This window comes from Cellvibrio sp. (assembly GCF_039207905.1).
Lineage (GTDB): Bacteria > Pseudomonadota > Gammaproteobacteria > Pseudomonadales > Cellvibrionaceae > Cellvibrio.
On the sequence record NZ_JBCECX010000042.1, the window covers coordinates 1 to 26,750 of the forward strand.

Genomic DNA, 26,750 nt, shown 5'->3' on the forward strand with positions numbered 1-26,750 from the left:
CGCTTTATGATGCACATGTAGCAGACGAAGTTGTCGTGATGCGTAAGGCTGGAGTGACTATCCAGCATCCTGAACCTACGGAGATTCCGTCGACCTACCATACGCGCATGACGACGCGTGATTTTTTTAGCATGTTCGATGTGCAATTTATTTACGGCGGCCCCTGGAGTAAAAACGCGGACGAAAGTCCAGAGCATGTCGTTATCCTTAGTGAAGGAATGAATAATAAGTTCTTTAAGGGAGAGAACAGTTTGGGGCAAGCGATTTTGCTGGATGGTGAGTTATTTACGGTGGTCGGTGTAGTCAGCGAGAGATGGCAGTTGGTGCCCAATGTTTACGATTTGAATAATCTGCCGTTTGAAGCTGCACCTGATGCGTACATTCCTTTCTTTTTTGCTGCAGCCAAAGCTTATCAAGGCTGGGGCAATGTTCAGGGGTGGGCAAATGAAAACATACGAAATCACCAGGATTTTTTACAAAGTGAAGATATATGGATACAAGCCTGGGTTAGCCTTAACTCTGCGGAAAAACGGCAAGAGTTTACCCAGTTTCTGGAAAACTATATTGCCACTCAAAAAGAGCAAGGCCGGTTTAAGCGATCACCAGCCTATCAATTGAATACTCCAGAAGAGTGGTTAAATATTAATAATGTGGTGTCCAAAGACAACAAACAATTGTTAATGATCTCATTTGTGTTCTTGATGATTTGTCTGGTCAATAGCACGGTATTGATGCTTGCAAAATTTTTGCGAAAAGCACCTGAAACGGGCATTAGACGAGCCCTCGGAGCGAGTCGTTATTCGATATTTTTTCAGCATTTAACCGAAGCCTTTATCGTTGGCGTTGCTGGCGCTTTACTCGGGTTACTGTTATCGCTAGGCGGGTTGGCAGCTGTGCGCGCGCTTTACAGCAATTACGAAAATGTTGCCGTGTTTAACAGTGTTACGGTCGCAGCAGCGATGTTACTTGCTTTGGTTGCCACTCTATTAAGTGGCTTTCTACCTGCCTGGCGAATTAGCCACTCAGCACCTGCAAAATATTTAAAAACCCGATAACAGCAATCAATAAAAATGAGCGCCAAGCTCATTCCAGGATTATTTTATGTTAGATGTCATTATTAAAAGTTTGTGGCGAAATAAAACCGGGCCGTTGCTTATTATTATTCAACTTTCGCTCACCATTGCCGTTGTCAGCACTGCATTATTCGTAGTCAGCGAGCGAATAGCGAAAATTGAGCGGCCGAGTGGAATGATCGAAGAAGAAATATTCAATATGTGGATGCGACAAAATTCATCCGATTCAGATATGGAACACATTGTGAAAAGAGATATGGACATTATTCGCGCAATGCCAGGTGTTATTGATGCTGCGCCTGTCTCTAATATTCCTGTATCAGGTGGTGGATCTGCAACATCACTCTACAAAAGCCCGGAAGAAAAGCTCACAGATTTTAATACTGCGATTTATGAAATGACCGACCATGGCTTGCCGACGCTTGGGCTAGTGCTGATAGAGGGGCGAAATTTTAATGCAAACGAAGTTAATTTTTTTGCGCAAGAGAATGCACCTGAACAGACGGTAGCTATTATTACCAAGGAGCTTGCCGGGAAAATGTTTCCCGATGAGTCCGCTGTAGGTAAAGCGGTATATATGGGAAACGTACAACTGACAATCATCGGGGTTGTAGAGCGCTTGATGGGCCCCTGGCCGGATTCTGAATACGCCACTAGTGCGACAATTATTCCCGAGATTATTAAAGACAACACTATCAATTACCTCGTGCGAGCCAATAGCGAACAACGCAATGAAATAATGCTCTCTCTGGTTGAAAAGCTGCGCTCGATCGATAGCACGCGTTTAATCTCAGATGAAAAGTCAGTGATGCAAATAAAGCGTGAGACTTACACCAGTGACTATGCAATGATCAAAATTTTGTCGTTTGTTATATTTCTGCTGACTTTTGTGAATGCCTTGGGAATCTTTGGTCTTACCACATTTTGGGTAACCCAGCGCCGCAAACAAATTGGTATTCGGCGTGCGCTGGGTTCTACTAAAGCGGGTGTCATGCGCTATTTCATGCTTGAAAATGTCACCTTGGTGGTATTCTCTGCAATTGTCGGCAGTGCTATCGCTTATGTGAATAGTAGCTATATGGCGCGAACACATGGGACGGAATTGTTGCGTATCGAATATGTGCTGATAACAGTGGTTTTTCTGTTACTAGTTACGTTATTGGCAGCCTACTCGCCAGTTCGAAGAGGTGCGCAGATTTCCCCGGTTGAAGCCGTGTCCAACGTTTAAATACATGTGAGATGTATGCCAAAAGAATCCGCTCAAAAAGTTCTGATTGTTGATGATAATCCCGCTGTCGGAAAGGCGCTTCACTTGCTGTTTGATGTGCATGGTATTGCAGCAGAAATTGCGCTGACACCACAAGCGGCAATCAAACGTTTGCAAGGGGATGGCAACATTGCTTTAGTTTTACAGGATATGAATTTTTCTGAGGACACTACGTCGGGCGAGGAAGGCAAAACACTTTTCTACAAGCTCAGGCAAGTGCGGCCAGATATCCCCGTCATTTTAATCACTGCGTGGACACAACTCGAAACTGCCATAGAGTTGGTTAAAAATGGCGCAGCTGATTATATTGCCAAGCCTTGGGACGATATTAAATTAGTGACAACCGTTAAAAATTTATTGGAACTGGAAGACTTGCAACATCAGCAACGATTGCAAGCTCAAACATTGCTCACTGAAAAAGCGCGCTTATTAGCAACCGCTAATCTTTGTGGACTCGTTTACCAAAGTGCTTCGATGCATGCATTGGTTGACCTTGCTGTAAAAATTGCTCGTTCGGATGCGCCAGTATTGATCACTGGTCCCAATGGTTCAGGTAAGGAAAAAATTGCGCAAATTATTCAAAAAAACTCGCAGGTCAACAGTGGCCCCTTTGTGTGCATCAATGTTGGTGCATTACCACAAGAATTGATTGAGGCAGAATTGTTTGGTGCTGAGGCGGGTGCTTATACCGGCATCAGTAAAAGGCGTATCGGTCGTTTTGAAGCGGCAGATGGCGGTACCTTATTTCTTGATGAGCTGGGCAACCTGTCAGCAACAGGGCAGGCAAAGCTGCTGCGAGTTTTGCAATCCGGAGAATTTGAGCGGCTGGGTTCGAGTGAAACCCGTCATTGCAACGTGCGGGTTATCAGCGCCACCAACACCAACCTTGAACGTGCTATTAAAAGCGGTGAGTTTCGCGAAGATTTGTTTTATCGCCTTAACGTATTTGAATTAAAAGTTCCTCCTCTGGAAGAGCGCAAGGAAGATATATTGCCGCTCATACACCATTTTCTGCGCGGACAAGCCAAGTTGGAGGATTCGGTCTTGCAGGCCTTGCATTGCTATTCTTGGCCGGGAAACATACGTGAACTGGAGAATGCCTGTCAACGAGCATTGATATTAAACGAAGGTGGCAAGTTTCTACTCAAAGACTTTGGCTTACCCATAGATGAAACAATAACTGATAGCTACAAGCCCCTTATTACAGAGCCCTCGCGCGACGTTATCGAAATGGTACTCAAACAAAATTATGGTGTAGTCGCTCAAGCAGCGCGACAGCTTGGCTTTTCCCGGCAGGCACTCTACCGTCGATTGGAAAAATATAAGATTGAATATAACCAATAAAAAATTCTCCCTCGAAGGAAAACTCTGCGCGATAGTTGCGCTATCGGTCACGCTTGGCTTGGGAATTCTTGTTATAGGGTCGATGTTCATTGATGAGCTATTCGTTGCGCTTGTAGTCGCTCTCCCAATCGCACTGTCGGTCTCAATTTGGTTGGTGCGTAAATTGGTGCTGAATCAAAAGGTCAAAATCGCCGCCATCCAGAGTGGCATGCTCAATCTTATGGACAACGATTTTAGCGTGAGCATCGCAAATACCGGCGGTGATGAGTTAGGTGAAATCATCACCATTTTTAATCAGCTCTCTGAAAAGTTGCGCAAAGAACGTCAACATGTTCATCAGAGAGAATTACTTCTGGATATGGTGATTCAAAATTCCAATATGGGTGTGGTGCTCATCGATCAAGAAGACAGGATTATTTATTCAAATGGATTTGCAAAAGAAATGCTTAACGCCGGCAAGCCAATTAATGGCTTGCACTTTGTAGATGCTATAGAAACAGTTGGTAACTCGCTGAAAGAAATTCTAACCAGCAGGAGCAATGGTTTATTCAAAGTGAAGGATAAATCAGGTGAGGAGCTGTATCACATAACTAGCGGGCATTTTATTCTCAGTGCACGCAAGCATGAGGTGTTGCTGCTAAAACGAATGACGTTTGAACTCCATCGCCAGGAAGCGATGATATGGAAAAAAGTGATTCGCACTATTACCCATGAACTCAACAATTCGCTAGCACCTATCTCTTCAATGGCGCATTCCGGGCAGTTGCTGGTTGAGCAGGAAAAATACAATCAATTGAGTGTGGTTTTCGAAACTATAGGCGAGCAAGCTCAGCATCTTAGACATTTCATTGATGGTTACGCGCGAATTGCCAAATTACCAATACCTGAAAAAAAGTTAGTTGATTGGTCGGAGTTTATAAGAAAACTATCGATAGCATTGGAGTTTTCTTTTGACGGAAATATGCCTGTCAGACCAGGATATTTCGACCCGGTGCAGATCCAGCAAGTGATAACCAATTTGCTAAAAAACGCTCACGAATCCGGCTCAACCACAGATCAGGTGTATTTGACGTTGGAGCAAAATAGTCAAGGTAGTGTGCTGCAGGTTTTGGATCGAGGCTCAGGTATGTCTATCAGCACTATGGAAAACGCGTTGCTACCTTTTTACACCACCAAACAATCGGGCAGTGGAATAGGTTTGTCTCTGTGTCGCGAAATAGTGGATGCCCACGGAGGACATATCTTTCTTGAAAACCGTAGCGGTGGTGGGCTCTGCGTGAAGATATTACTACCTAACGACCCTGGTTACAGTTATATAAAACATTGAATACTTGGTGTGTCTAACGGTACCCGTGCTTTATAAGCTATGAGTAAACTGATATTTAACCAGATTGAAAAATAGCGGCCTAAAGTAGAATTGTTTGGCAGTCACGCTAAACAGTTCTACCTTCAGGCCACATCCGCCTAGTCACAGTCACATGTACATACAAATCATTAATTGCGTTTCATGCTCGGCAACAAAATAGTCACTACACCGAGCAGTGGTAAGTACGCGCAATAAGCAAACACGTGTTCGATCGTGGTTGCGTCTGCTAATGCGCCCAAGGCTGCTGCTGCGATTCCGCTGATTCCAAACGCAAAACCAAAAAATACTCCGGAAATCATGCCGATTTTGGTCGGCACCAATTCTTGTGCGAGTACGATAATCGCGGAAAATGCTGAGGATAAAATCAAGCCAATCACTACCGATAACACCGCTGTCCAAAATAAGTTGCAGTAAGGGAACAGCAAGGTGAACGGCGCAACACCGAGAATGGAAATCCAGATTACTGCTTTACGGCCGATCTTGTCGCCAATCGGGCCGCCGGCAAATGTACCCAGTGCAACGGCTGCTAAAAACACAAATAAAAACAATTGCGCATCAGAAACTGACGTGGAAAATTTTTCCATCAAATAAAAAGTGTAGTAGTTAGCAAATGCTGTCATGTAAATGTATTTGGAAAATACCAACAGCGCCAATACCGTTAATGCACCTATCACTTGATTGCGCGACAGATGCGCGAAGTGCGCGTGTTTTTTTACGCTCTTGATTGATGCCTGCGAGCGAATTGTCCAGCGCGCTACGCTGAATAACACGGCAAATCCGACAATCGCAAACAATGTGAACCAGCCGATTGCACCTTGCCCACGCGGAATAATAATTGCCGCCGCCAGCAGCGGCCCCAAGGCTGCACCGGCATTGCCACCAACCTGGAAAGACGATTGCGCAAAGCCAAAACGGCCGCCCGATGCCATACGTGCAACACGCGAGGCTTCCGGGTGGAACGCCGATGAACCCAAACCAATTACCGCAGAAGCAATCAACAGCCAGGCAAAATTATTTGCGAATACCAGCATCACCAAACCGACCAAGGTGAATAACATTCCGCTCGGCAATAAATAGGGCTTTGGATGTTTGTCGGTGTAGAGCCCGATTGCTGGTTGCAGCAACGATGCAGTCACCTGGAACGCGAGGGTGATCAGGCCGACCTGGGTAAAGCTCAGCGCGTAGTCTGTTTTCAACATCGGGTAAATCGCCGGCAAAACCGACTGGATCAAGTCGTTAATCAAATGCACAAAGCTGACCGCGCCGATTACCGGTAACACCGTTTTGGTTGCATCAAAGCTGTTGGCAGGAGCGGTAACCGGCGGAATTTCGCTCAAGACTGCACCGGCAGGAGTAAGGGTTTCTATCTGGCTCATAAATACCACTTTTAAAAGGGAACATGCGGCCATCACACAGGTAATGGCCGGGCAGGTCAGTATAAAATGTCAGAAAAAGTAGAAATGACATAAACTGTCGAATAAGTGACAAACTGAAACCTGTTAGTGACTGATATCGAGTGGGAGCCGTGATGAGTATTGTCGAGCAGCGCAGCCCGGATGAGTTGCAGTATGTGCCGCGCCCTATAGTGGCATGGGGTGGGCACTATGCCAGCGGCGATGAAATTCCCATCCACACCCATCGCCGCGCGCAGTTACTGTACGCGGTTGAAGGCGTGATGCGGGTGATTACGCCCAACAGCGTCTGGACTATTCCCTCACACCGCGCACTCTGGGTGCCGCCCAATGTTGAGCATCACTCGTTTATGATGAGCGATCTGGAAATGCGCACGCTCTACGTTAGCGAAGATGTTCCACTAGCACTTGGCAAAGAGTGCCGCGCAATTTCGGTGTCGGGATTATTGCGCGAATTGATTTTGGGTTTGCTGCAAGAACCAGCGGAATATCCGATACCAGGGCGCGGCGAACATTTGGTGGCGTTGATCCTGACCGAGATTAATCGCGCGGCGACGCAATCAGTAGAAATTCCCTGGCCGCAAGATCGACGTTTACAAACCGTTTGCCAATTTGTAATGAACTCACCCGGCGTCAGTCACACCATTGATGATCTCGCGGCTATGGCGGGCGCAAGCGCACGCACGCTGATTCGTTTATTTCCCAAAGAAACCGGTTTGAAATATCACCAGTGGGTGCAACAAGTCCAACTCGCTGAAGCGCTCTGTCGGCTTGGTCGCGGCGAAAGCATCGCGCGCATTTCCAACTTCCTCGGCTACTCCAATCCCAGCGCATTTTCGGCAATGTTCAAACGCAACTTTGGCGTTACACCGAATCAGTATTTTCAAAATAAAAGCGATAGCTAAAACTTTCTAACAGTGTTTATTGATTTTACTCGGCAGGGCACCGGTCCATTTTTTAAAGGCGCGGCGCAAGTTAGCGGCATCGTAGAAGTGAAGTTTTTGGGCGACTTGCTCGTTGGTCCAACCTTCGTGGCTCAACCAGTAAATCGCCAAATCCTTGCGTACTGAATCGTATTGCTCCTGAAAGTGGCTATTATGCTTTTTCAGTTTGCGCTTAAAGCTGGCGCTGCTCATACCAAAATCCTCGGCGGTTTTTTCGAGGTTGGGATTGCTGTGAATATTATTGTGTAGATAGGTGTAGGTTTCCGCCAAAAATCCCTGCTGCAATTGCAGTTCTGCTAATTGTTGTTCGGCCGCGCGTTGGGCAATAACCCGCGCACTGGGCGATGTATTTTTCCATGGGCGATGGAGATGTTCGCGTGCAATCGCCATTGCATTTGCTGCTGCATTAAAATGTACTTCACCATCCAGATGCACTTCGTATTGTTCGGTATGTGCAGGTTGTGTGCAGGTAAAATAGAATTGCCAGGGCAGGGCTTCACCACCCAGCCATCGTGAAAGAGCGCCCAGAGCTGTTGCCATCATCTCCAGTAAAAATAATTGCGTCGCTTCGTTTGCGCCTGTGCCTTGCCAGTAAATCACCAAACGCTCTTGCTCATAAATAATGCGTGGATTGAGCAGTGGTACAAGCAGGATTTTATAGCTTGTTAATGAATCCAGCGCATCTTGCAAATTCGTTGCGTTCACCAAGGCATTTCCTGCGGCCGCGTAATTTCCCGGAAATAAACGGTGCCCGAGCAAAAAGGCTAATTCATTTGCGTTGTGATGCTTGCGCGCATTTTCTATCAGCTGGAAACACTGTTGCGGCGATACGGTTAAATTACCGCTGAGTATATCGGCATAAAAAATTCCGGTTCCGCGCAGCAATTTATGTTCTTCCTGCCCGCGTCCCAACGCCAAATCAATAAGCGCTGCTGGCCACTGGTGCGCAGCAATAAACGGCGTGTCTATTTCGTAAAAGCTGCCGGGCATGTAGTTGTCGGGCGAGAGAGTCGTGTTCATATCAGGCGGCGAGATGAATAGCGCATTGGGATTTTTCTTTTGCGTGCAACAAGGCTTTGTTTGCGCGAGTGATCAATGCTTCCGGCGTATCGACTGTTTGATTGTCCGATACCGACAAAGCAACACCGATACTCACGGTATGAAATACACTTTCACCTTGGTTATAGGTTTTAAATGCAAAGTGACGCACTGCATTGGCAATTTCCTGTGCGAGGGTTTCTGCCATCAATTTCCCGGTGGTTGGCATTACTACGGCAAAGCGGTCACCCGCGTAATGGCAAAGCAAATCGTTGCGGCGGATATTAAGTAGCAGTAATTCGCCGAGCGATTGCAATAAACGGTCACCTTCGCTATTACCGTAGCGACGATTGATCTGAGAAAAGTTGTCGACATCGATTAAGAGTAGCGCTAGCGGTGCGGATTCACTTTGATGCATAGCAAGTTCATGCTGTAGCTGCTTACGCAAATAATTCGCACCACTTAAATTGGTGGTGAAATTCAAATCGCGATGTTCGCGAAAAAGACGTTCGCGCTTGCGCAATTGTTCGCTGATGATCAATTGTTCCCTGTGCCAGTGATAAATACCGATAGTCAGTAAAATTAGTCCAATTGGCATAAAGCCCGATTCAATCCAGTGATCCCATACCACGACTTCCGGTAGCGCAATAAATTCGTCGAGCACATCCTGAAATCCTGCCAGTGCAATACAACTTAATCCAAGGCTGAGCAATTGAGTTACGCGGCCGGAAGGGCGGCTGTGCAAAATTAACATCAACCAGACTACCGCCAGCGTCGCTAAACCACCTTCACTGAACACATCCAGCCAATTTATTTCCGCCCAGGTTTTTACATCCCCTGCGCCAAGGTTAGCGATCAGGGCGATATTGGTCGCAATTCCCAGCAGGGCGATTTTCCATTTATGGAGTTTCAACATGATTCTTTAGCGCTCACGAATAAGTTCGCGCACTGTTAACAGGTTTTTGTGACGATTTTGTGACGGAGAGTTGTGTGGTTAAAAAATGCTTCAAACGGGCGCAGGAGGCAAATCAGATCAAACGAAATTTTTCTCTTGCGGTGCTTATTTTCAGGCGTTGAACATAAGCCGCTGATTTAATTGGGAACATGAATGATAAAGATGTATATGCCGCTGCTATTCGATTGATCGCACGGGAGTTCTTGAAAAATACAAGAGTCATATCAGCTCAAATTAATCCGTTTTTTAAGAGGATTTAGCAAAAAAAATCCCTTCTTCTAATGCGCTAAAAAAACGCGTCACGTAACTGTCATTTATCCCCATTAGCGTGGCGGCGTCTAAAGCCCTGTGGCATTTATTAAACCAACACCTTCGCATTCACTATTGGGGACCAGCCGTGAAAAAGCCTGCACGATTTACTTCTGCTACACAAAAACATTTTGCCAAAACAACCTTTGCTTTGGTGTTCGCTGGCCTTGCAAGCCACGCCTTCGCCGACGGACAAGTAGAAGGTGTAGTAAAGGCAACCGAGCAGGGTATTGCGCTGCAGGGTGTGAATGTTCGTATTGAAGAATTGAATCGTCTTGCAGTCAGCCAGCGCGATGGTCGCTATACATTCCTCAATGTAAAACCGGGTACTTATACATTGGTAACCAGCTACATTGGAGCGGACGATATTCGTCGCTCGATTGTGGTACAGGACAACCAAACTACCAAATCCAATTTTGAATTGAGTGGTGTATCGGGTGCGGTCGAAAACATTATCATCATCGGTCAGGCTGCGGGAATTAACAAAGCGCTGAATAATCAACGCAGTGCTGACAATATTATTACTGCAGTTTCTTCTGATGCGATTGGCCAATTCCCGGATACCAACGTTTCAGAATCTTTGCAGCGTTTACCAGGGCTTTCAATTGAGCGTGATCAGGGCGAGGGTCGCTATGTGCGCGTACGTGGTATGGGGCCGGATTTTAATGCGGTAACCATTAATGGTGTTGGTGTTCCTGGGCCGGATGCAGATCGTCGTGCAGTGGCGCTGGATGTAATTCCTTCCGATTTGTTGGAAGGTTTGGTGGTAACTAAAAGTTTGACTCCGGATATGGATGCTAACTCTTTGGGCGGTAGTATTGATGTGCAAAGCCTTTCCGCATTTGATCGCGATGGTTTCTTTTATCAATTAACCGCTGAAGGAAGTTATGACGATAACACCGAAGAAGTCAGCCCTAAGATTGCGGCTACGGCGAGCAACCAATTCAGTATCGGCGGCGATGACAATAATCTCGGTGTTGCATTCGGAGTGAGTTCGTTCAAGCGTGAATTCGGTTCCGATAACGTTGAAACTGGCGGTGCATGGGATTTTGAAGACGGTGCCCGTCTGGAAGAAATGGAGCAGCGCGATTATCGCATCACCCGTGAACGTTCTGGTTTAACCTTGAACTTTGATTACAAACCATCAGACAGTACCGATTTATATCTGCGTAACCTGTACAGTGAATATTCGGATTCAGAAATTCGTCTGGCTAACGTGATTGAGTTTGAAGATGCACTTGCCGAAGGTGAAACTGGTACTGCAGAAGTACAGCGCGAATTAAAAGACCGCAAAGAAACCCAGAAAATACTTTCGACTTCTTTGGGCGGGCAAACCCGTTTGGAGAAATGGACACTGGATTACCGTCTCGCTTACAGCAAGTCCAGTGAAGATGAACCACAGAATGTTGCGGGTGCGGTTTTTAAAATCGATGACGATGTAATTGCCGATGAAGTATTTGATGTTTCTTACACCGGCACCCAAAAAATCAGTATCTCTGCACCTGCTGAATTTTATCAGCCCGCATCCTATAAGCTGGACGAAGTAGAGTTGGGTAGCACTAACACGAACGATGAAAGTTCCGCATTGAATCTGGATTTTACTCGCGAGCTTGAATTGGGCGGCAACGCTGCACAAATAAAGTTTGGTGCAAAATACGTTGAGCGCAGCAAAGATAATAATGTTGATATCTGGTTGAGCGAAGATTTTATCGGCGATACTTCACTCGCGGCTTTCTCGGGTGGTAATGTGGATTATCACTTCGGTCAATTTGGCTCAACTATCAATGCCTCAAGTGTTAAAAAATCGCTCGATAATATTGAGGTGGATGAAGTTGAAAGCAGTATCGGTGACTACGAAGTAACTGAAGATACCAGCGCAGCTTATATCATGGGGCGTATTGATATTGGTGATCTGCGTCTCTTGACCGGTGTGCGTTATGAAAATACCGATTTTACCGCGCAGGGTTTTTCTTATGAGGAGGCGGCTGAACAGCAATCATTTGAAAACTCTGATGATTACTTTTTACCAGCACTGCACATTCGCTACAGCATCAGTGATCAAACCCAATTGCGTGCTACCTGGACTAACTCGGTTGTGCGTCCCGGATTTGCGCAGCTATCGCCCGGTCGTTTAATTGAAGAAGATGACGGTGATATTGAAGCCGAATTTGGCAATCCGAATTTGAAATCGTTGGAGTCAAGTAACTTTGATTTGGGTATTGAGCATTATCCCGGTGTGGCCAGTGTAATTTCTGCTTTCGCCTTTTATAAGGCAATTGATCATTTTGTATATCAAACTGATTTGGGTGGCACTGAGGGTTACCAAGAATTTGATAAAGCAGTGACTTACGTAAATGGTAAAAGCGCTGATATTTTTGGTATCGAACTGGCTGCATCAAAACAGTTTTCAAGCTTGCCAGCGCCCTGGGATGGGTTGTTAATTGGCGGTAATGCGACCTTCGTTGACTCGACTGCCGAGATTGGTGGTTATGACGATGGTGAATTTATTGCACGCGATATTGCTATGCCAAGCCAATCCGACACCTCTGCAAACTTTATGATTGGCTATGAATCAGATCTTCTCAGCATGCGTTTGTCTGCCAACTACAAATCCAAATATGTATTGGAGGTGCTCGATCCACTGGATGCAGATTACGATGCCTATGTTGATGACCAAGTGCAACTGGATTTCTCTCTACGTTACTATTTAACTGATTCTATCAAGCTGCATTTTGAAGCACTGAACCTGACCGACGAAGTTTATTACACTTATGTGAAAGATAAAAAATACAACACCCAGTATGAAAGTTACGGCCCTACTTACAAATTGGGCATTACTTTCCTGCAATTCTAGAATGTTAAATTAAGATTTTAAGAATCAATTAAGCATGCATTTGTAAACTCGTGAAATCACTCCACGGCTAGCAAAATAGCCGTGGAGTTTTTACTCACCAGAGACTGTATCCATGAATAAAACCAATATTATTTTTGCGGCGCTTACCTCGGCTGTTGTGTCAATAAGCGCAGTGCAAGCAGCACCAACCCCTGTTGCAACAATGGGTAACAACTTTTCGGCTGCGGCGATTGCTCCGCTAAACGAAGGGAAATCAACCTCCTATCTCGCCGTGGATGAGTCTGCCGGTATCCGTTGGCTTGATGCCAAAGGCAAAACCCTGGCTCATTTAAATCAGCCAGCCGAATTGCTGGATTCGCGTTTATCTGTTGTCGTGAATGAAAAAGGTGAAAGTAAATCGCTCACTGTGGGAGCAACTGTTTTTCTACCTGAACAACAACCCGGTTTAGTGGTGCTGGATTCGGCAACAAAAAAAGTGCGCGAATTATTACGCCTGCCTATCCCGTCTTTTAAAATTGAAAACCTGTGTTTAAGTCGCGATATTGCCAATAATCTTTCCATTTATTTGCTGGATGAGCGTGGCACCGCGGAACATTGGTTGCTGTTGGATGCAAAAGGCAACCAACGTATCCGTCATTTGCGTAACCTACCCATATCACCCAATAGCAAATCTTGCGCAGTGGATGACCAGCAAAACTTGTTATTTATCGCAGAAGAGTCAATTGGTGTATGGGCTTATGGTGCCGATGTAGAAACAGCGCCGGGACGTCGCGCGGTTGATATGGCCGCGCCGTTTGGGAAATTGATTGGTGGTGCTGAAGTTATCGCGACTATTCCTCAAGGGTTGCTAGCGATTGAGCCTGAACAGAAAAACCTTATGGTTTATCGCACAGCTAATAATCAGTTTGTATTGCAACAGACTATTTCCCTTGCTGGTTTGGAAGAGCCTGAGGGGGTGAGTGCACAATACAATGCGACTACCAAAAAAATAGATGCATTTATTTATGATGAAGAAAGTAGCCAGCAACAGCATGTGCAATTTGACTGGGATTATTCTGCGCCTGTAGCAAAAACAGAGTTTCCTATAGTGCCGGTAACTGCATCGGTACAGACGCAAGTAATGGCACGTTTTGGCGATGCTGCGGATGATCCTGCTATTTGGGTTAATAAAAAAGATGCTACCAAAAGCCGTGTTATAGGCACCAATAAACAGCAGGGTCTATTTGTTTACGATATGCAAGGGCGCGAAGTGCAGCACTTCAATACCGGTAAGTTAAACAATGTCGATGTACGTTACTCGGTTTCTTTTGGTAAAAAAGTGGTGGACGTTGCGGTAGCGACTAACCGTGATGACAACAGTCTTGCGATCTACACTATCGATCCTGACTCAGGCGAACTCGCTTTCTCTGGCAGCGTAGCTACTAATCTCGAAGAAATTTATGGCTTCTGTCTTTATCAATCACCTGCTAATGCAAAAAATCCTAATGGAATTTTATATGCAATCCCCAACGCAAAAAGCGGGGAGTTCCAGCAGATCCAATTATCGGCTACTAATACTTCTGCAAACAAAGCTCCATGGAAAGGCAAAAAAGTGCGCAGCTTTTTTGTGAAGAGCCAACCTGAAGGTTGTGTTGCTGACGATAAAAACCAGCGCTTGTTTGTCGGTGAAGAAGATGTAGCCGTGTGGACAATTGGTGCCGAGCCAAATGCGGGTACTAACGTCGAATTGGTGATGCAAGCGGGTGATGTACTGGTTGCTGATATCGAGGGTATGGGAATTTACCAAGGTAAAAAGGGAAATTATTTAGTGGTGTCCAGCCAGGGTAATAATAGTTACGTCATTCTTGATGCTGTAGCTCCTTTTAAGGTTCGCGGCATTATCCGTGTGGATATGGATGCGGAATTGGGTGTTGACGGCGTGTCTGAAACTGACGGCCTTGAAGTGACGCATTTTAATTTGGGTGGTGAATTTACTGAGGGAATGTTGGTGGTGCAGGATGGTCACAAAGTAATGCCGGAAGCGCCGCAAAATTTTAAATATGTAAGTTGGGAAAAAATTCGCACTGCTCTGGGTTTGGAGTAGTTGAAAAATGCTAGCTGATAAATCAAGCAAATATGAAATTGATGTGGATGACATTCCGGTTAATCCAACAACCAATCCCTGGCTGACTGATGTTATTGCCAATCGGCGCAATTTATTAAAAGGTGGTTTAGGTTTGGCGCTCGGCGGTTTTCTTGGCGGTACTTTGTCTGGTTGTTCTACTGTAACAAAAGAGACAATAGGAATTTTGCCAAAGAAAGGATTACCTCTAATTGGTTTTTCGTCTGTACCATTACAACACGCGGCCGATTTTGATCGCGTGTTGGTTGCTGAGGGCTACAGTGCGCGCGCGTTTTTTTCCTGGGGTGATGAGGTAGTTGCAGGTGCTGTGCCCTGGAAAGCAGATGCGACTAACACTTGGCAAGAACAAATGTTGCAAGCGGGACAAAATCACGATGGTATGGCGTATTTCCCGTTTGCCGATGCACCTAACGATCACGGCTTGTTGGTAATCAACCACGAATATACCAACCCGACCTTGCATACCAATGGCCCAACGGAAACGCGCGATGCACAGGGAATGATTCATCGCCCCGAGCAAGAAGTATTGAAGGAGCAAGCTGCGCATGGTGTAAGTGTTATCGAAATAAAACGTGATCAGCAAGGCGTGTGGCAGCGCGTAAAGGCGTCGCCTATTAATCGTCGTTTGACCGCCAATACACCAATGCAGTTGACTGGTCCTGCCGCTGGTTCTGAGCATTTGAAAACGATGCAAGATCCGACGGGCACGCGCGTATTGGGAACATTAAATAATTGCTCAATGGGGAAAACACCTTGGGGAACCTATTTGGTGTGCGAGGAAAACTGGCACAACTATTTTGTGAATCGCGACAAGTCCGATTGGCAGGCGCGCAAGTCTCATTCGCGTTACGGTATTTCCAATGAATTAAATAGCAGCAAATATTTTTGGGAAACGGTTGATCCGCGTTTTGATGCAACACCAACGCAAAAAAAATATCACGGCGGTTATGTAAATGAACCTAATCGCTTTGGTTGGGTGGTAGAATTCGATCCCTTTGATCCAACATCAGTCCCAAAAAAACGCACGGCCATGGGGCGCTATTCGCGCGAGTGCGCTACTGTATCAACGGGAGATGATGGAAAAATCGCGATCTATTCCGGCGATGACACCCGCGGTGAATATGTTTATAAATTTGTGCCCAAAAATCGTCTCAATAAAGATGACGCGGCAGCAAATCGTGATCTGCTCGATGAAGGTACGCTATATGTCGCGGCCTTTTATGCTGATGGTCGCGGTGCATGGTTGCCATTAGTTTGGGGGCAGGGTGGCCTTACTGAACGCAATGGATTTTTTAGTCAGGCGGATGTTGTGATTAATGCGCGTGTGGCTGCCGATATTCTCGGTGCGACGCCCATGGATCGCCCTGAGTGGGTGGCGGTTGATCCGCACTCGCGCGAAGTCTATGTAACGCTCACGAATAATATTGAGCGCGGCATAAAAACAGACCAACCGATTAACGCGGCAAATCCACGCGTAGAAAATCATCACGGCCAGATAGTGCGTTGGACAGAAAGGAATTCCGATCCAACTGCAACAGAATTTAACTGGGAGATTTTTTTACTCGCGGGCAATCACGCACAGGCAGCAGTGCCTGAAAATCAAAAAGGCAATATTCGCGGTGATTTATTTACCTGCCCCGATGGCCTTTGGTTTGATGCGGATGGTCGCTTGTGGATTGAAACTGATTTTGACGATGAGGAAGATGTTTATCATCCGATGGGGTGTAACCAGCTACTGTGCGCAGATTCCGTAACCCGTGAAGTAAAACGTTTTTTGGTGGGGCCGCGCGGTTGTGAAATCACCGGCTTGACCGGAACACCGGATGGCAAAAGTTTGTGGCTGAATATCCAGCATCCGGGAATTAGTTATCCTGCTAGCGACGGCAAAACCCGCCCGCGTTCTACAACGGTTTTGGTCACTAAGAATGATGGCGGTGTGATTGGCACTTGAGTGGATTTTATCCGGCACAAATAAAAAGGCTCGCTGAATAGCGAGCCTTTTTATTTTTGGCGAAGAGCGGGTTATTGGCCTTTGCGCGACTCGCGGATATAGAAGCGCGCGTCTTTGGCGTGGTTGTAGCAATTATCAAAATTTTCCACGGTTTGCATGGTGCGTGCGGAAGTGATCAATGTGAGGGCTTTGCCATAACTTACAGTCCCGCTAAAACCTTCTGCTTTGGCAATCGACAATTCGCTCCAGGCGGCGTCGACTTCCTGAGCACATGCACTGCGATACTGGGTTTTACCTGCGCAGGCCGATAATGCTGTGGCTAGAACCAACACACTGCTAATACACAGGATTTTTGCGGATGTCATAAGTGATTCTCCATGGGTGACGTCGATCATTGGATCAATATCTGGCTCAAGAGTTCACATTCTCGCTGGTGCCGAGGCGATTGCCAAGTGGGATGTTTCAGGCGGGCAGTGCATCGGTCTGGCAGTGCAATTCCCGGTCGATAATTTGTATCGCGTTTGCCAGTACTTGATCAAAGCTTGCCTGCACATTAATTTCAAAAACATCGGCTTCAAGGCTGGGATCTTCCAAGCTGTCAAACTGGCTATCGACCAAACTCGGTGCCATAAAATGCCCTGCGCGTTGGTTGACGCGGGTTTGGATTGTGCTTCTGTCGCTGTGCAAAAACAGGAAGATTGTTTTGGTTCCGGCTTTGCGTAGTTCATCGCGATGGACGCGCTTCAAGCCCGAGAAGGCGAGGGTGGAATGCTGATGGTTGCGTGCGGCATCGCGAAAGTAATCACGCATGCGAATCACCCAGGGTAAGCGCATTTCATCGGTCAATGGCAGGCCTTGAGCCATGCGGTCGCGCGACTCCTGGCTGTGGAAATCATCACCGTCCAGATAATCATAACCATAATGCTCAGCGAGGGCTTTGGCGATAGAGGACTTACCGCTACCGGAAACGCCCATCAGGATAATGAGATTAGTGCTGGAATCCGGGTTGGAAATGGCAGTTGGGTGAGGCATGTGAAGGCTTCTCTTGTACATCTGTGATCACGCTTTGCACATCTGCAAATGATAGCGCAATCATTGCGCTTGTGGTATGTTAGCAAAAAATAATAACTGCGTGCAGAATTTGCCTATGAAAACAACAAAAAAAAGAAGTTCAGATAAGAAAATCACCCTCGTAGATGTTGCCGACGCTTCCGGTGTTAGTGCAATCACCGTCTCCCGGGTCATCAACCAGCCAGAAAAAGTATCCGAATCCCTGCGTATCCAGGTGCAGAAAGCCATTGATTCGCTTGGCTATATACCCAATCAGCACGCCAGTTCCCTCGCTTCATCCAGATCCAAAGTGATCGGGGTCGCCATTCCTTCATTAAGTAACATCGTTTTTACCGAGGTGTTGCGCGGTATTTATGAAGTGATGGGCGCGGCTGGCTACAAGGTGTTGTTGGTGGATACCCATTACTCGCCGCTGGAAGAGGAAAAAATGGTGCGCACGCTGCTGAGCCAATCCCCGGAAGGATTGATTATCACCGGTGGCGACCAGACCAAAGCTTGCCAAAACTTCCTGCAAAAGGCGCGGATTCCAATTGTTCAGATCATGGAGTTGTTGGCGGAGCCTATCGATATGAACGTGGGCTTTGCCCATGGCCGCGCAGGTTTTGATGTGGTGCAGCATTTGCTCGGGCAGGGTTACCAGCGCATTGGATTTATAGGTGCGCGCATGGACCCGCGTGTGCAGCAGCGTATGCAGGGTTACAAGCTTGCGCTGGAGCAGGCGGGTAAGTTCGATAAAAACTTTATCGTCACTACACCTGAACCTTCATCCACTGGTGTTGGTGGTGAATTATTTAAAAGTTTGATGGCATCGACCAGCGGTGTTATCGATGCAGTGTTTTGCGTAAACGATGACCTCGCATTGGGTGCATTGTTTGAAGCGCAGCGCATGAATATCCGCGTGCCGGAAGATTTAGCGATCTGCGGATTTAACGATATTGAAGTCGGTGCCTACACCAATCCATCGCTGACCAGTGTTTCCGTTGGTCGTTATGAGATGGGTGTGAAAGCATCGGAGATGATTATCCGGGTGCTCAATGACAAGCCTGTTGAATCTAAAAAAGTGGATATGGGTTACGAAATTAAAAAGCGTGCGTCGACTAGCCGGCTCTAACAATCGCTGCTGTTATTTATGTGTTTATAAAAATTATTCGTGGAGTCTGTTGTGACCACTGACCAAACTACTACATCTTCTACCAGCTCGCGTCTTGGCTGGCGGGAAAAAATCAGCTATGGCGTTGCCGATCTAGGCTTTAATTTTTATTGGGCCAACATCGCAACTTTTTTAATGATTTTTTATACCGATGTATTCGGTATTTCGGCGCTCGCTGCCGGTAGCATGATGTTCACCATCAAGCTTATCAACGCGTTTACCGATCCAATGATTGGTGCGCTTTCGGATAGAACTCGCACTCGCTTCGGAAAATTTCGCCCTTATTTAATCTGGATGGCATTGCCACTCGCGTGCGCGGGTGTGCTTACCTATACCACTCCCGATTTGGATGAAGATGGAAAATTGGTCTGGGCTTATGGCACCTATTTGTTGATGATGGTGTGCTACACCTGCATCAATATTCCTTACAACGCTTTATCCGGTGTGATGTCGAGTGATACACAAGAACGCTCGACCATTAATGGTTTGCGTTTTATTTTTGCATTTACTGGCAGCACCATAGTCACTTATTTAACGCCGGATCTGGTGAAGTATTTAGGCCAAGGTGATGAGCGTTTGGGTTGGCAATTAACCATGGTGGTCTGGGGAATTGCAGCCAGTATTTTATTTATCTGGACATTCTTTAATACTAAAGAGCGTGTAAAGCCAATCGCACCTGAACCAAGTTCTGTTATTCAGGATATTAAAGACCTCACGCGCAATGGCCCTTGGGTTGTGCTGTTTTTCCTCGCCTTGATTATCATGATCACCATTACTCTTCGCACTAGTTCATCGGCTTACTATTTCAAATATTACGTGGGTGATGCGGATCTGATCAAAACATTTGTGCCGGCTTACATGGCCGCTGCTGCGGTTGGAGCATCGCTTACGCCCTTGATGACGCGTTTCATCGACAAAAAAATCCTGATGATGATTTTGATGAGTATTACTGCCGCTTTATCCTTCGCGTTTTATTTTATTCCCAAAGATCAAGTTGAGTTGATGTATGCATTGCAAATTGCGATTGGTTTTGTGTTGGGGCCAAAATCGCCGCTGGCATTTTCAATGTATGCCGATACGGCCGATTACAACGAGTGGAAAACGGGTCGTCGTGCAACTGCAATGACATTTGCGGCCGCTACTTTCTCGCAAAAATTAGGTAATGCATTGGCTGCATTGATGATGGGAATTATTTTTGCGTCTTTGGGTTATGTCGCCAATGCTACTCAATCGGATACGTCACAAACTGGCATCGTTATGCTGATGTCATTTATTCCGGCCGTCTTTGCTGTGCTGGCTGTGGTGGTGATGTTTTTCTATTCACTCGATAACAAGCTGCTCAAACAAATCCAATTCGATCTGGCTGCCCGTAAAGCCCAGCTGTAAATCATTTAAGTTCAGGTAATGTCGATGTTAAAACCTTCTCAAAATGGTGAGCGTTACGATTTGTTAACGCCCACCGCCATGCCGCGCGCTGCTGGTTTTTTATGGAACCAACGCATGATGATTCAATCCACTTGTCGCGGTTACGCGGTCGCACAATTTATGCAGCCGGAGCCGGCAAAATATGCCTATGCGCCCAATCTGGAAGCAAAGACATTTATGCAACCGGAGCAACCGTATTATGCGCATCATCCGGGCCGCTTCTTTTATGTGAAAGACGAAGACACCAATGAAATTTTCTCTGCGCCTTACGAGCCTGTACGCGCGGCTTATGAAAATTATGTTTTCTCGATTGGCAAAAGTGATTTGCGTTGGACCTTGCAATCATTTGGTATTGAAATAGAAATTACCTTGTCGTTACCTGTAGCGGATGTAGTTGAGTTGTGGAGCGTAAAAGTCACCAATCGCTCCGGGCGTGCCCGCCGGATTAGTGTTTATCCCTATTTCCCTGTGGGTTATATGTCGTGGATGAACCAATCTGCGGAGTATCGTGCTGATCTTGGCGGTATGGTTGCGACCTGTGTAACGCCCTATCAAAAAGTGGCGGATCACTTTAAAAATAAATTCTTTAAAGACAAAACGTTTTTCCTGCACGAACAAGCCCCCGCAGCATGGGAAGCAAAACAGGAAACCTTTGAAGGCGAGGGCGGGCTGCATAATCCGTCCGGCTTGCAAGAGGAAACTTTATCCGGTGGTGATGCTCGTTACGAAACCCCTGCGGCAATTTTGCAATACCGCCTTGAGTTGGCGGCTAATGGTGAGCAGGTTTATCGTTTTATTTTTGGTCCCGCATTTGATGATGCAGAAATCAAAAAAATGCGCGATAGCTATTTAAGTGAACAGGGTTTTGCTAAAGCGCACGCAGAATATTCCGCTTATGTGGCCAGTGGTAGTGGTTGTTTGAAAATTGAAACGCCCGATGCGGAGTTGGATAATTTTGTAAATAACTGGCTGCCGCGCCAGGTGTTTTATCACGGCGATGTAAACCGCCTCACCACTGATCCGCAAACGCGCAATTATCTGCAAGATAATATGGGCATGACGTTTATTAAACCCGACGTCACGCGCGCTGCGTTTTTGCATGCATTAAGTCAGCAGGAAGAGTCGGGGGCAATGCCTGACGGTATCTTGTTGGTTGAAGGTGCAGAGCTGAAGTATATCAACCAAATCCCGCACACCGATCACTGTGTATGGTTGCCGGTCTGTTTAAAAACCTATCTGGATGAAACCAACGATTACGCTATTTTAAATGAGCTTGTTGCCGGTCACGACGGTAAAACCCTGAGCGTTTTTGAGCGTATTAGTGGTGCGATGCGCTGGCTGTTGCAAGCGCGTGATTACCGCGGCTTAAGTTTTATCGCACAGGGCGACTGGTGTGATCCGATGAACATGGTCGGATACAAAGGCAAAGGGGTTTCCGGCTGGCTCTCGGTCGCAACCGCATATGCATTAAATTTGTGGGCTGATGTGTGTGCGAAAACAGCGCGCGCCGATTTGCAGCAAGAGTTTATCGCGGGCGCACAAAACGTAAATGCAGCGGTGAATAAATATCTGTGGGATGGTGAGTGGTTCGGGCGCGGCATTACTGATGATGATGTTGTGTTTGGTATCAGTAAGGATAGAGAAGGGCGCATCTTTTTGAATCCGCAAAGCTGGGCGATTCTCGGCGGCGCTGCCGATGAGGAGCAACGCAAAAAAATGATTGCCGCCGTGGAAGCGCAATTGGAAACACCTTACGGTGTTGCCATGTTGGCGCCGGCATTTACGGCAATGCGCGATGATGTTGGTCGTGTGACCCAAAAGCATCCGGGTTCGGCAGAGAACGGTTCTGTCTACAATCATGCGGCAATATTTTATATCTACAGCTTGTTCACTATTGCTGAAAAAGATCGTGCTTATAAGTTGTTACGGCAAATGATTCCTGGTCCAACGGAAGCGGATTATTTACAGCGCGGCCAGTTGCCGGTGTACATCCCCAATTATTATCGCGGCGCTTATTACCAATATCCGCGCACAGCGGGGCGCTCATCGCAGTTGTTTAATACGGGTACAGTATCCTGGGTTTATCGCTGTTTGGTGGAAGGCGTATTTGGTTTGCAGGGTGACGAAAATGGCTTGCGCGTCGTGCCGCAATTGCCGGCAGAATGGAATAGCGCCAAAGCTACCCGACAATTCCGCGGGGCGGTATTTAATGTTGATATCGCGCGCAGTGATGTCGATGCAATTGAGGTTCGTTGTGACGGTAAATTGATTGATGGAAACTGCATTCAAGACATCGAAATAGGGCGCGAATATTCCGTGCAGGTTGTATTGCCCCGGTAATTTTTTTGCAGATCATCGGCCAATAAAAAAGCGCTTCCTATGAAGCGCTTTTTTTACGTCCCGCCTTACCGGTTCATTAATCTGTTTTTGCGGTTTTCTTAGGGGCTTTGGCTTTAGCCGGTTTTGCTGCCGGTGCGGCTGCTTTGGTTTCTTCTTCAGCAGGTTCGGCGGCTTTTGCTTTGGTTGCCTTTGCTTTGCTGGTTTTGGCTGGTGCAGCGGCTTGACGGGTTTTTACGATGGAGAGGTATTTGACCCAGGCTTGCTCGATTGGACTTTTAGGGGCGCTTTGGTTGGCGATGACTTTGAGGATGTGTTGGTCATCGGCCGTAGCATCAGATACTTCTTCCATCATCAAAGCATTAACCAGAACGCCTTGCTTGCGAATAAGGCGAGCCTGAATATCAGAAAGGCCACCTTTTTCAAAACCATCGGGGAAATTAATAGCATCCTGAAAAGTTTGTTTCAGATAGTGGTCGCGCGGCAGCATAAAGTATCTCCATTATTAGTATGTGCTTCGGGGACTGGCGCTAACTGTAAACAACCGCGTCCTTGTTGTGGATTGTCTGCAGGTTGATACCGCCCCAAGCCCAGCTCTCTTTTTGTTATGCCGGAAAAGCCTTCCGAGCAAAAGTTGCTGCCGAAGATAATCTGTTTTTGTGACAGTGTATAGAGCTAAAGTTGTGCTTTGTGGTGCCTATGTCGCCAGCTTGGGTAAATTGCAGGCATAAAAAAACCGGCCTGAGCCGGTTTTCACGCTTGAAACCAGATGAGCAATTAGGCAGCTGCCAATGCTTTGATCTTGGCGTTCAAACGGCTCTTATGACGAGCAGCCTTGTTCTTGTGGATCAGGCCTTTGTCAGCGATACGGTCGATCACTGATACAGCTGAAACATAAGCAGTTTGGGCAGCTGCTTTATCGCCAGTAGCGATAGCGGCAAGCACTTTCTTGAGGTAAGTACGCCCCATAGAGCGCATGCTTGCGTTGTGCTTGCGAGCTTTTTCATTTTGACGCGCGCGTTTTTTGGCTTGGGGTGTATTTGCCACCTTAGTGCTCCTGTGATTCTAGATAAAGGATAAATTCTGGATTAAACACCCGAAAAATAGGGTCGGGATTCAAGGACGCGACATTATGCCGTGTTCGATTGGTTTGTCAACCAAAGATGCACCCCTTTTATGGTCAGGCGGCGATAAACGGCCGGTTGTTATTTGGGCGGTTCCTGTCTGGTGGTTTGGGTGACTATTTGCATATGTTTACACGCTCAATCGGGCGCCAAAACCGCAATACTGGATACACTTTGGGCTAATCATAAATATAACGACCTTTAAGTGGAGCCTATCCGATGAAGTACCTCCTTATTCCTCTATCTATCCTGTTCCTGGCTGGTTGCGGCAGTGGTGGCGGGGGCGGGGGCGGAAAGACCTCCGGAGGTGGTACATCCAACGCCGCCAGCTCCTTGCAGGCCAGTTCAGTGGTTGCATCTTCGGTTGTGGCTAGCTCATCTACTCCCTCGTCTGTGGCCAGTTCTGTTGGTGTGACCGCCAATCAGATGGTGCCCTTTGTCCTGCCGTTTGACGATGCCAGCGGTGGCATCACCAATTTTGGGGAGCAGCTCAATCATCTGCCTGCCGGGAAGTTCGGTGCTGTCAAAACCAATGCGCAGGGGCATTTTGTTGCGGGCGATGAGCGAATTCGTTTCCTTGGCGTCAACATCACTGCGAGTTCTACCGTGACCTCCAAGGCGAATGCAGAGAAGGTTGCTAAACGGTTGGCGAAATTTGGGGTGAATCTGGTGCGCTTTCATCATATGGATAACCACTTCGGAGGCAAAAGCATTATCAATTATGCCGCTGGTACCAGTCGTACCCTGGATGCAGAAAATCTCGATAAGTTGGATTACTTCATCTACCAATTAAAACTTAACGGCATCTACACCAATTTGAATTTGCTTAATTCACGTGAGTTCTCCGCTGCCGATGGTTTACCTGCAGAAATCAGCCAGCTCAGCTGGAAACAATCCCACGTGCTGGGTTATGTAAATGACGCTTTTCGTTCGCTTGAAAAAGAATATGCGACTTTATTAATCAGCCATAAAAATCCCTACACCAATTTAACTTACGCCGAGGACCCCGCTGTTGCATTTGTCGAGATCAATAACGAGAACGGCATTTTCCAGCAATATTTTGATGGCTCCATTGATAAATGGCCGCAGGTATTTCGCACGCAATTAAATAGCAAGTGGAACAATTGGCTTGCAGCCAAATATACGACAGCAGCTGAGCTTGAATCTGCGTGGGGCGCAGTCGATGAGCCACTGGGTGCAGAAAAGCTGGTTAACAATAATTTTTCCGACGGCATCAGCAGTTGGAATCTTGAGCAGCACGACACGGCAAAAGCCAGCGCAACAACCGGCAGTTTTGATGGCCGCACCGGTGCGCAAATAAAAGTGACGCAAGCAGGATCGGCAAGCTGGAATGTGCAGCTCAACCAAAGCAATTTGGTAATTGTTAAAGACCAGCTCTACACACTGGGTTTTTGGGCTAAAGCCGATAGCAGTCGCACCCTCGGTGTTGCTGTGGGGCAAGCATACGATCCTTGGGCGACTTTGGAAGCGCGCAATTACGATATCGCTACTGCTTGGCATTATATCGAGGTGCAATTTATCGCTCGTCAAAGTGATAACAATGTGCGTATTAATTTCAACGGTTTTGGCAACCAGTTGGCGACTGTTTATTTAGCTAATGTGAGTTTTAAAAGCGGTGGTGTGATTGGCAAATTACCCGCCGGAGAAAGTCTTGCTGCAAAAAATATCAGCAACAACTTGCGCGCTGAAGGTTATACCGATGGGCGCAATAAAGATTGGGTGGCATTTTTACGTGAGTTGGAAACCGCTTATTGGGCCGATATGAACAGCCACATTAAAACTGGTTTGTCATATCGCGGTTTGGTGACGGGAACGGCAATTATGAATACGCCGCCCGGCACACATAAACAATTTGATTTTGCCGATGCGCACGCTTACTGGCAGCACCCGGTATTCCCCACTGCCGATTGGAATGCAGTGGAGTGGACGGTAGAAAACCAATCGATGGTGAATACCTTTAATAACACGCTCACCGGTTTAGCGAAGCAGCGTATTCACGGATTGCCATTTACTATTTCTGAATATCAGCACTCATCACCCAATTCTTTTGGTAGTGAAGGACCATTATTGGTTGCTGCTTATGGCGCGTTACAAGATTGGGACGGCATTATGATGTTTGCCTATGATGCTGCAGAAAATGACAATTGGAACGCAGGATTTTTTAACGATTTTTTCAGTATGAATGCGCATCCAACTAAAATGGCGAACATGTTAATCGCTGCAACTATTTTCCGTCGCGGTGATGTGGCGGCAGCGCAAAGTCAACTGTTAATGAATTTTGATCCTGCAACTGAACTGGATATTCTTGCCAGCAAAGGCGGTGCATGGAATATCGCCAATGGCTCGCATTTGAATGTCCCCAATGATGTGCCGCTCACTAAACGTTTTGCTCTGGATGTAAGCGCAACTCCGCAGGGGCAAACTACTGCCCCGGTGGCATCAACAGCTAAAACAATGGTGGCTGATACTGGCGAATTACAGTGGAATCTGGATGTCGCGAACCAAGGTGTGGTTACCGTGAATACCAGTAAGACGAAATCGGTGATTGGTTTTATCAGCAATCGCGCGCAGCAGTTAGGTAACGTCAATATTAAGGTTGCCACGACTACGCGCAACTGGGCAACGGTTTCACTGACGGCAGTGAGCGGAAATTTTATAGATACAAATGCAGCCGCGCGAATTTTAGTGGTGGCAACGGGCGATGCTGAAAACACCAATATGCAATGGAAAAGTGCGGCGAAAAATTCAGTCGGTACCCAATGGGGCCGCAGCCCGACCTTGGTAGAAGTGATTCCGGTTACTATCGAGTTGCCCTTCGCCAGTGCACGAACCAAAGTGTGGGTACTGGATGAAACCGGTCAGCGCAAGGGCGAGTTGGGTGTAACCGATAACGCAGGCAAGGCGCAGTTGATCTTGAATGGGGCGACCGCCAGTTTGTGGTATGAGATTGAGGTGAGCGCGGCGAATTAGTTTGCCATTGCGATTTT

General features: G+C 46.8%; 19 protein-coding genes. 12 read left to right on the plus strand and 7 right to left on the minus strand.

Annotated elements, in window-relative coordinates:
* The 4 genes from AAGC78_RS18845 to AAGC78_RS18860 all read left to right on the plus strand — a co-directional run.
* Positions 1-1,055 (plus strand): ABC transporter permease (locus tag AAGC78_RS18845; protein ID WP_435785654.1); only part of this gene is annotated, 1,055 nt, incomplete at its 5' end.
* 46 nt (positions 1,056-1,101) lie between these two features.
* A complete protein-coding gene (locus AAGC78_RS18850; protein WP_435785655.1) occupies positions 1,102-2,301 on the plus strand; it encodes an ABC transporter permease in 1,200 nt (399 codons plus the stop codon).
* 15 nt (positions 2,302-2,316) lie between these two features.
* Entirely contained in the window at positions 2,317-3,684 is a 1,368-nt protein-coding gene (locus tag AAGC78_RS18855; protein WP_435785656.1) for a sigma-54-dependent transcriptional regulator, read from the plus strand.
* Positions 3,668-5,011 (plus strand): sensor histidine kinase, encoded by a 1,344-nt coding sequence (locus AAGC78_RS18860; RefSeq protein ID WP_435785657.1) that lies wholly within the window; start codon positions 3,668-3,670, stop codon positions 5,009-5,011. Before AAGC78_RS18855 ends, AAGC78_RS18860 begins: the two co-directional genes overlap by 17 nt.
* 167 nt (positions 5,012-5,178) lie before the next feature.
* Here AAGC78_RS18860 and AAGC78_RS18865 read toward each other — a convergent pair whose 3' ends face one another.
* Positions 5,179-6,426 carry an MFS transporter gene (locus tag AAGC78_RS18865; protein ID WP_435785658.1) on the minus strand — a complete coding sequence of 416 codons (1,248 nt, stop codon included), beginning with the start codon at positions 6,424-6,426 and terminating at the stop codon, positions 5,179-5,181.
* 152 nt (positions 6,427-6,578) lie between these two features.
* Here AAGC78_RS18865 and AAGC78_RS18870 point away from each other — a divergent pair, with 152 nt between their 5' ends.
* On the plus strand, positions 6,579-7,367 hold the full coding sequence (locus AAGC78_RS18870; RefSeq protein WP_435785659.1) for an AraC family transcriptional regulator: 789 nt from the start codon (positions 6,579-6,581) through the stop codon (positions 7,365-7,367).
* Between the two features lie 6 nt (positions 7,368-7,373).
* Here AAGC78_RS18870 and AAGC78_RS18875 read toward each other — a convergent pair whose 3' ends face one another.
* Positions 7,374-8,426 carry an AraC family transcriptional regulator ligand-binding domain-containing protein gene (locus tag AAGC78_RS18875; protein ID WP_435785660.1) on the minus strand — a complete coding sequence of 351 codons (1,053 nt, stop codon included), beginning with the start codon at positions 8,424-8,426 and terminating at the stop codon, positions 7,374-7,376.
* Position 8,427: 1 nt separating this feature from the next.
* The gene (locus tag AAGC78_RS18880) at positions 8,428-9,360 is read right to left on the minus strand and encodes a GGDEF domain-containing protein (protein WP_435785661.1); all 933 of its coding nucleotides are present in this window, start codon (positions 9,358-9,360) and stop codon (positions 8,428-8,430) included.
* Between the two features lie 436 nt (positions 9,361-9,796).
* Here AAGC78_RS18880 and AAGC78_RS18885 point away from each other — a divergent pair, with 436 nt between their 5' ends.
* From AAGC78_RS18885 to AAGC78_RS18895, 3 genes are all read left to right on the plus strand, one after another.
* Complete coding sequence (locus AAGC78_RS18885; RefSeq protein WP_435785662.1) at positions 9,797-12,562, plus strand: TonB-dependent receptor; 2,766 nt, start codon at positions 9,797-9,799, stop codon at positions 12,560-12,562.
* A 112-nt stretch (positions 12,563-12,674) separates the two neighbouring features.
* Entirely contained in the window at positions 12,675-14,645 is a 1,971-nt protein-coding gene (locus AAGC78_RS18890) for a phytase (protein ID WP_435785663.1), read from the plus strand.
* 7 nt (positions 14,646-14,652) lie between these two features.
* Positions 14,653-16,635, plus strand: a complete 1,983-nt coding sequence (locus AAGC78_RS18895; RefSeq protein ID WP_435785664.1) for a PhoX family protein — start codon at positions 14,653-14,655, stop codon at positions 16,633-16,635.
* A 71-nt stretch (positions 16,636-16,706) separates the two neighbouring features.
* On the opposite strand, the gene AAGC78_RS18900 is transcribed toward AAGC78_RS18895, so the two are convergent.
* Complete coding sequence (locus AAGC78_RS18900; RefSeq protein WP_435785665.1) at positions 16,707-17,000, minus strand: hypothetical protein; 294 nt, start codon at positions 16,998-17,000, stop codon at positions 16,707-16,709.
* Positions 17,001-17,097: 97 nt separating this feature from the next.
* The gene (locus tag AAGC78_RS18905) at positions 17,098-17,667 is read right to left on the minus strand and encodes a gluconokinase (RefSeq protein WP_435785666.1); all 570 of its coding nucleotides are present in this window, start codon (positions 17,665-17,667) and stop codon (positions 17,098-17,100) included.
* 115 nt (positions 17,668-17,782) lie between these two features.
* Between AAGC78_RS18905 and AAGC78_RS18910 the strand changes: the two genes are divergently transcribed.
* Genes AAGC78_RS18910 through AAGC78_RS18920 form a run of 3 tightly spaced genes read left to right on the plus strand, consistent with a single transcriptional unit; the run spans position 17,783 to position 22,621 of the window.
* Complete coding sequence (locus AAGC78_RS18910) at positions 17,783-18,817, plus strand: LacI family DNA-binding transcriptional regulator (RefSeq protein ID WP_435785667.1); 1,035 nt, start codon at positions 17,783-17,785, stop codon at positions 18,815-18,817.
* A gap of 51 nt (positions 18,818-18,868) precedes the next feature.
* Positions 18,869-20,242, plus strand: coding sequence for an MFS transporter (locus AAGC78_RS18915; RefSeq protein ID WP_435785668.1), 1,374 nt, complete (start codon positions 18,869-18,871; stop codon positions 20,240-20,242).
* Between the two features lie 24 nt (positions 20,243-20,266).
* Entirely contained in the window at positions 20,267-22,621 is a 2,355-nt protein-coding gene (locus AAGC78_RS18920) for a GH36-type glycosyl hydrolase domain-containing protein (RefSeq protein WP_435785669.1), read from the plus strand.
* 76 nt (positions 22,622-22,697) lie between these two features.
* Here the strand turns inward: AAGC78_RS18920 and maoP are convergent, their stop codons facing one another.
* Both maoP and rpsT read right to left on the minus strand, forming a co-directional pair.
* Entirely contained in the window at positions 22,698-23,108 is a 411-nt protein-coding gene (maoP, locus tag AAGC78_RS18925; RefSeq protein WP_435785670.1) for a DUF413 domain-containing protein, read from the minus strand.
* A gap of 287 nt (positions 23,109-23,395) precedes the next feature.
* Entirely contained in the window at positions 23,396-23,665 is a 270-nt protein-coding gene (gene rpsT, locus AAGC78_RS18930; RefSeq protein ID WP_435785671.1) for a 30S ribosomal protein S20, read from the minus strand.
* A gap of 296 nt (positions 23,666-23,961) precedes the next feature.
* Between rpsT and AAGC78_RS18935 the strand changes: the two genes are divergently transcribed.
* Positions 23,962-26,733 (plus strand): carbohydrate binding domain-containing protein, encoded by a 2,772-nt coding sequence (locus tag AAGC78_RS18935; protein ID WP_435785672.1) that lies wholly within the window; start codon positions 23,962-23,964, stop codon positions 26,731-26,733.
* Positions 26,734-26,750: the final 17 nt, after the last annotated feature.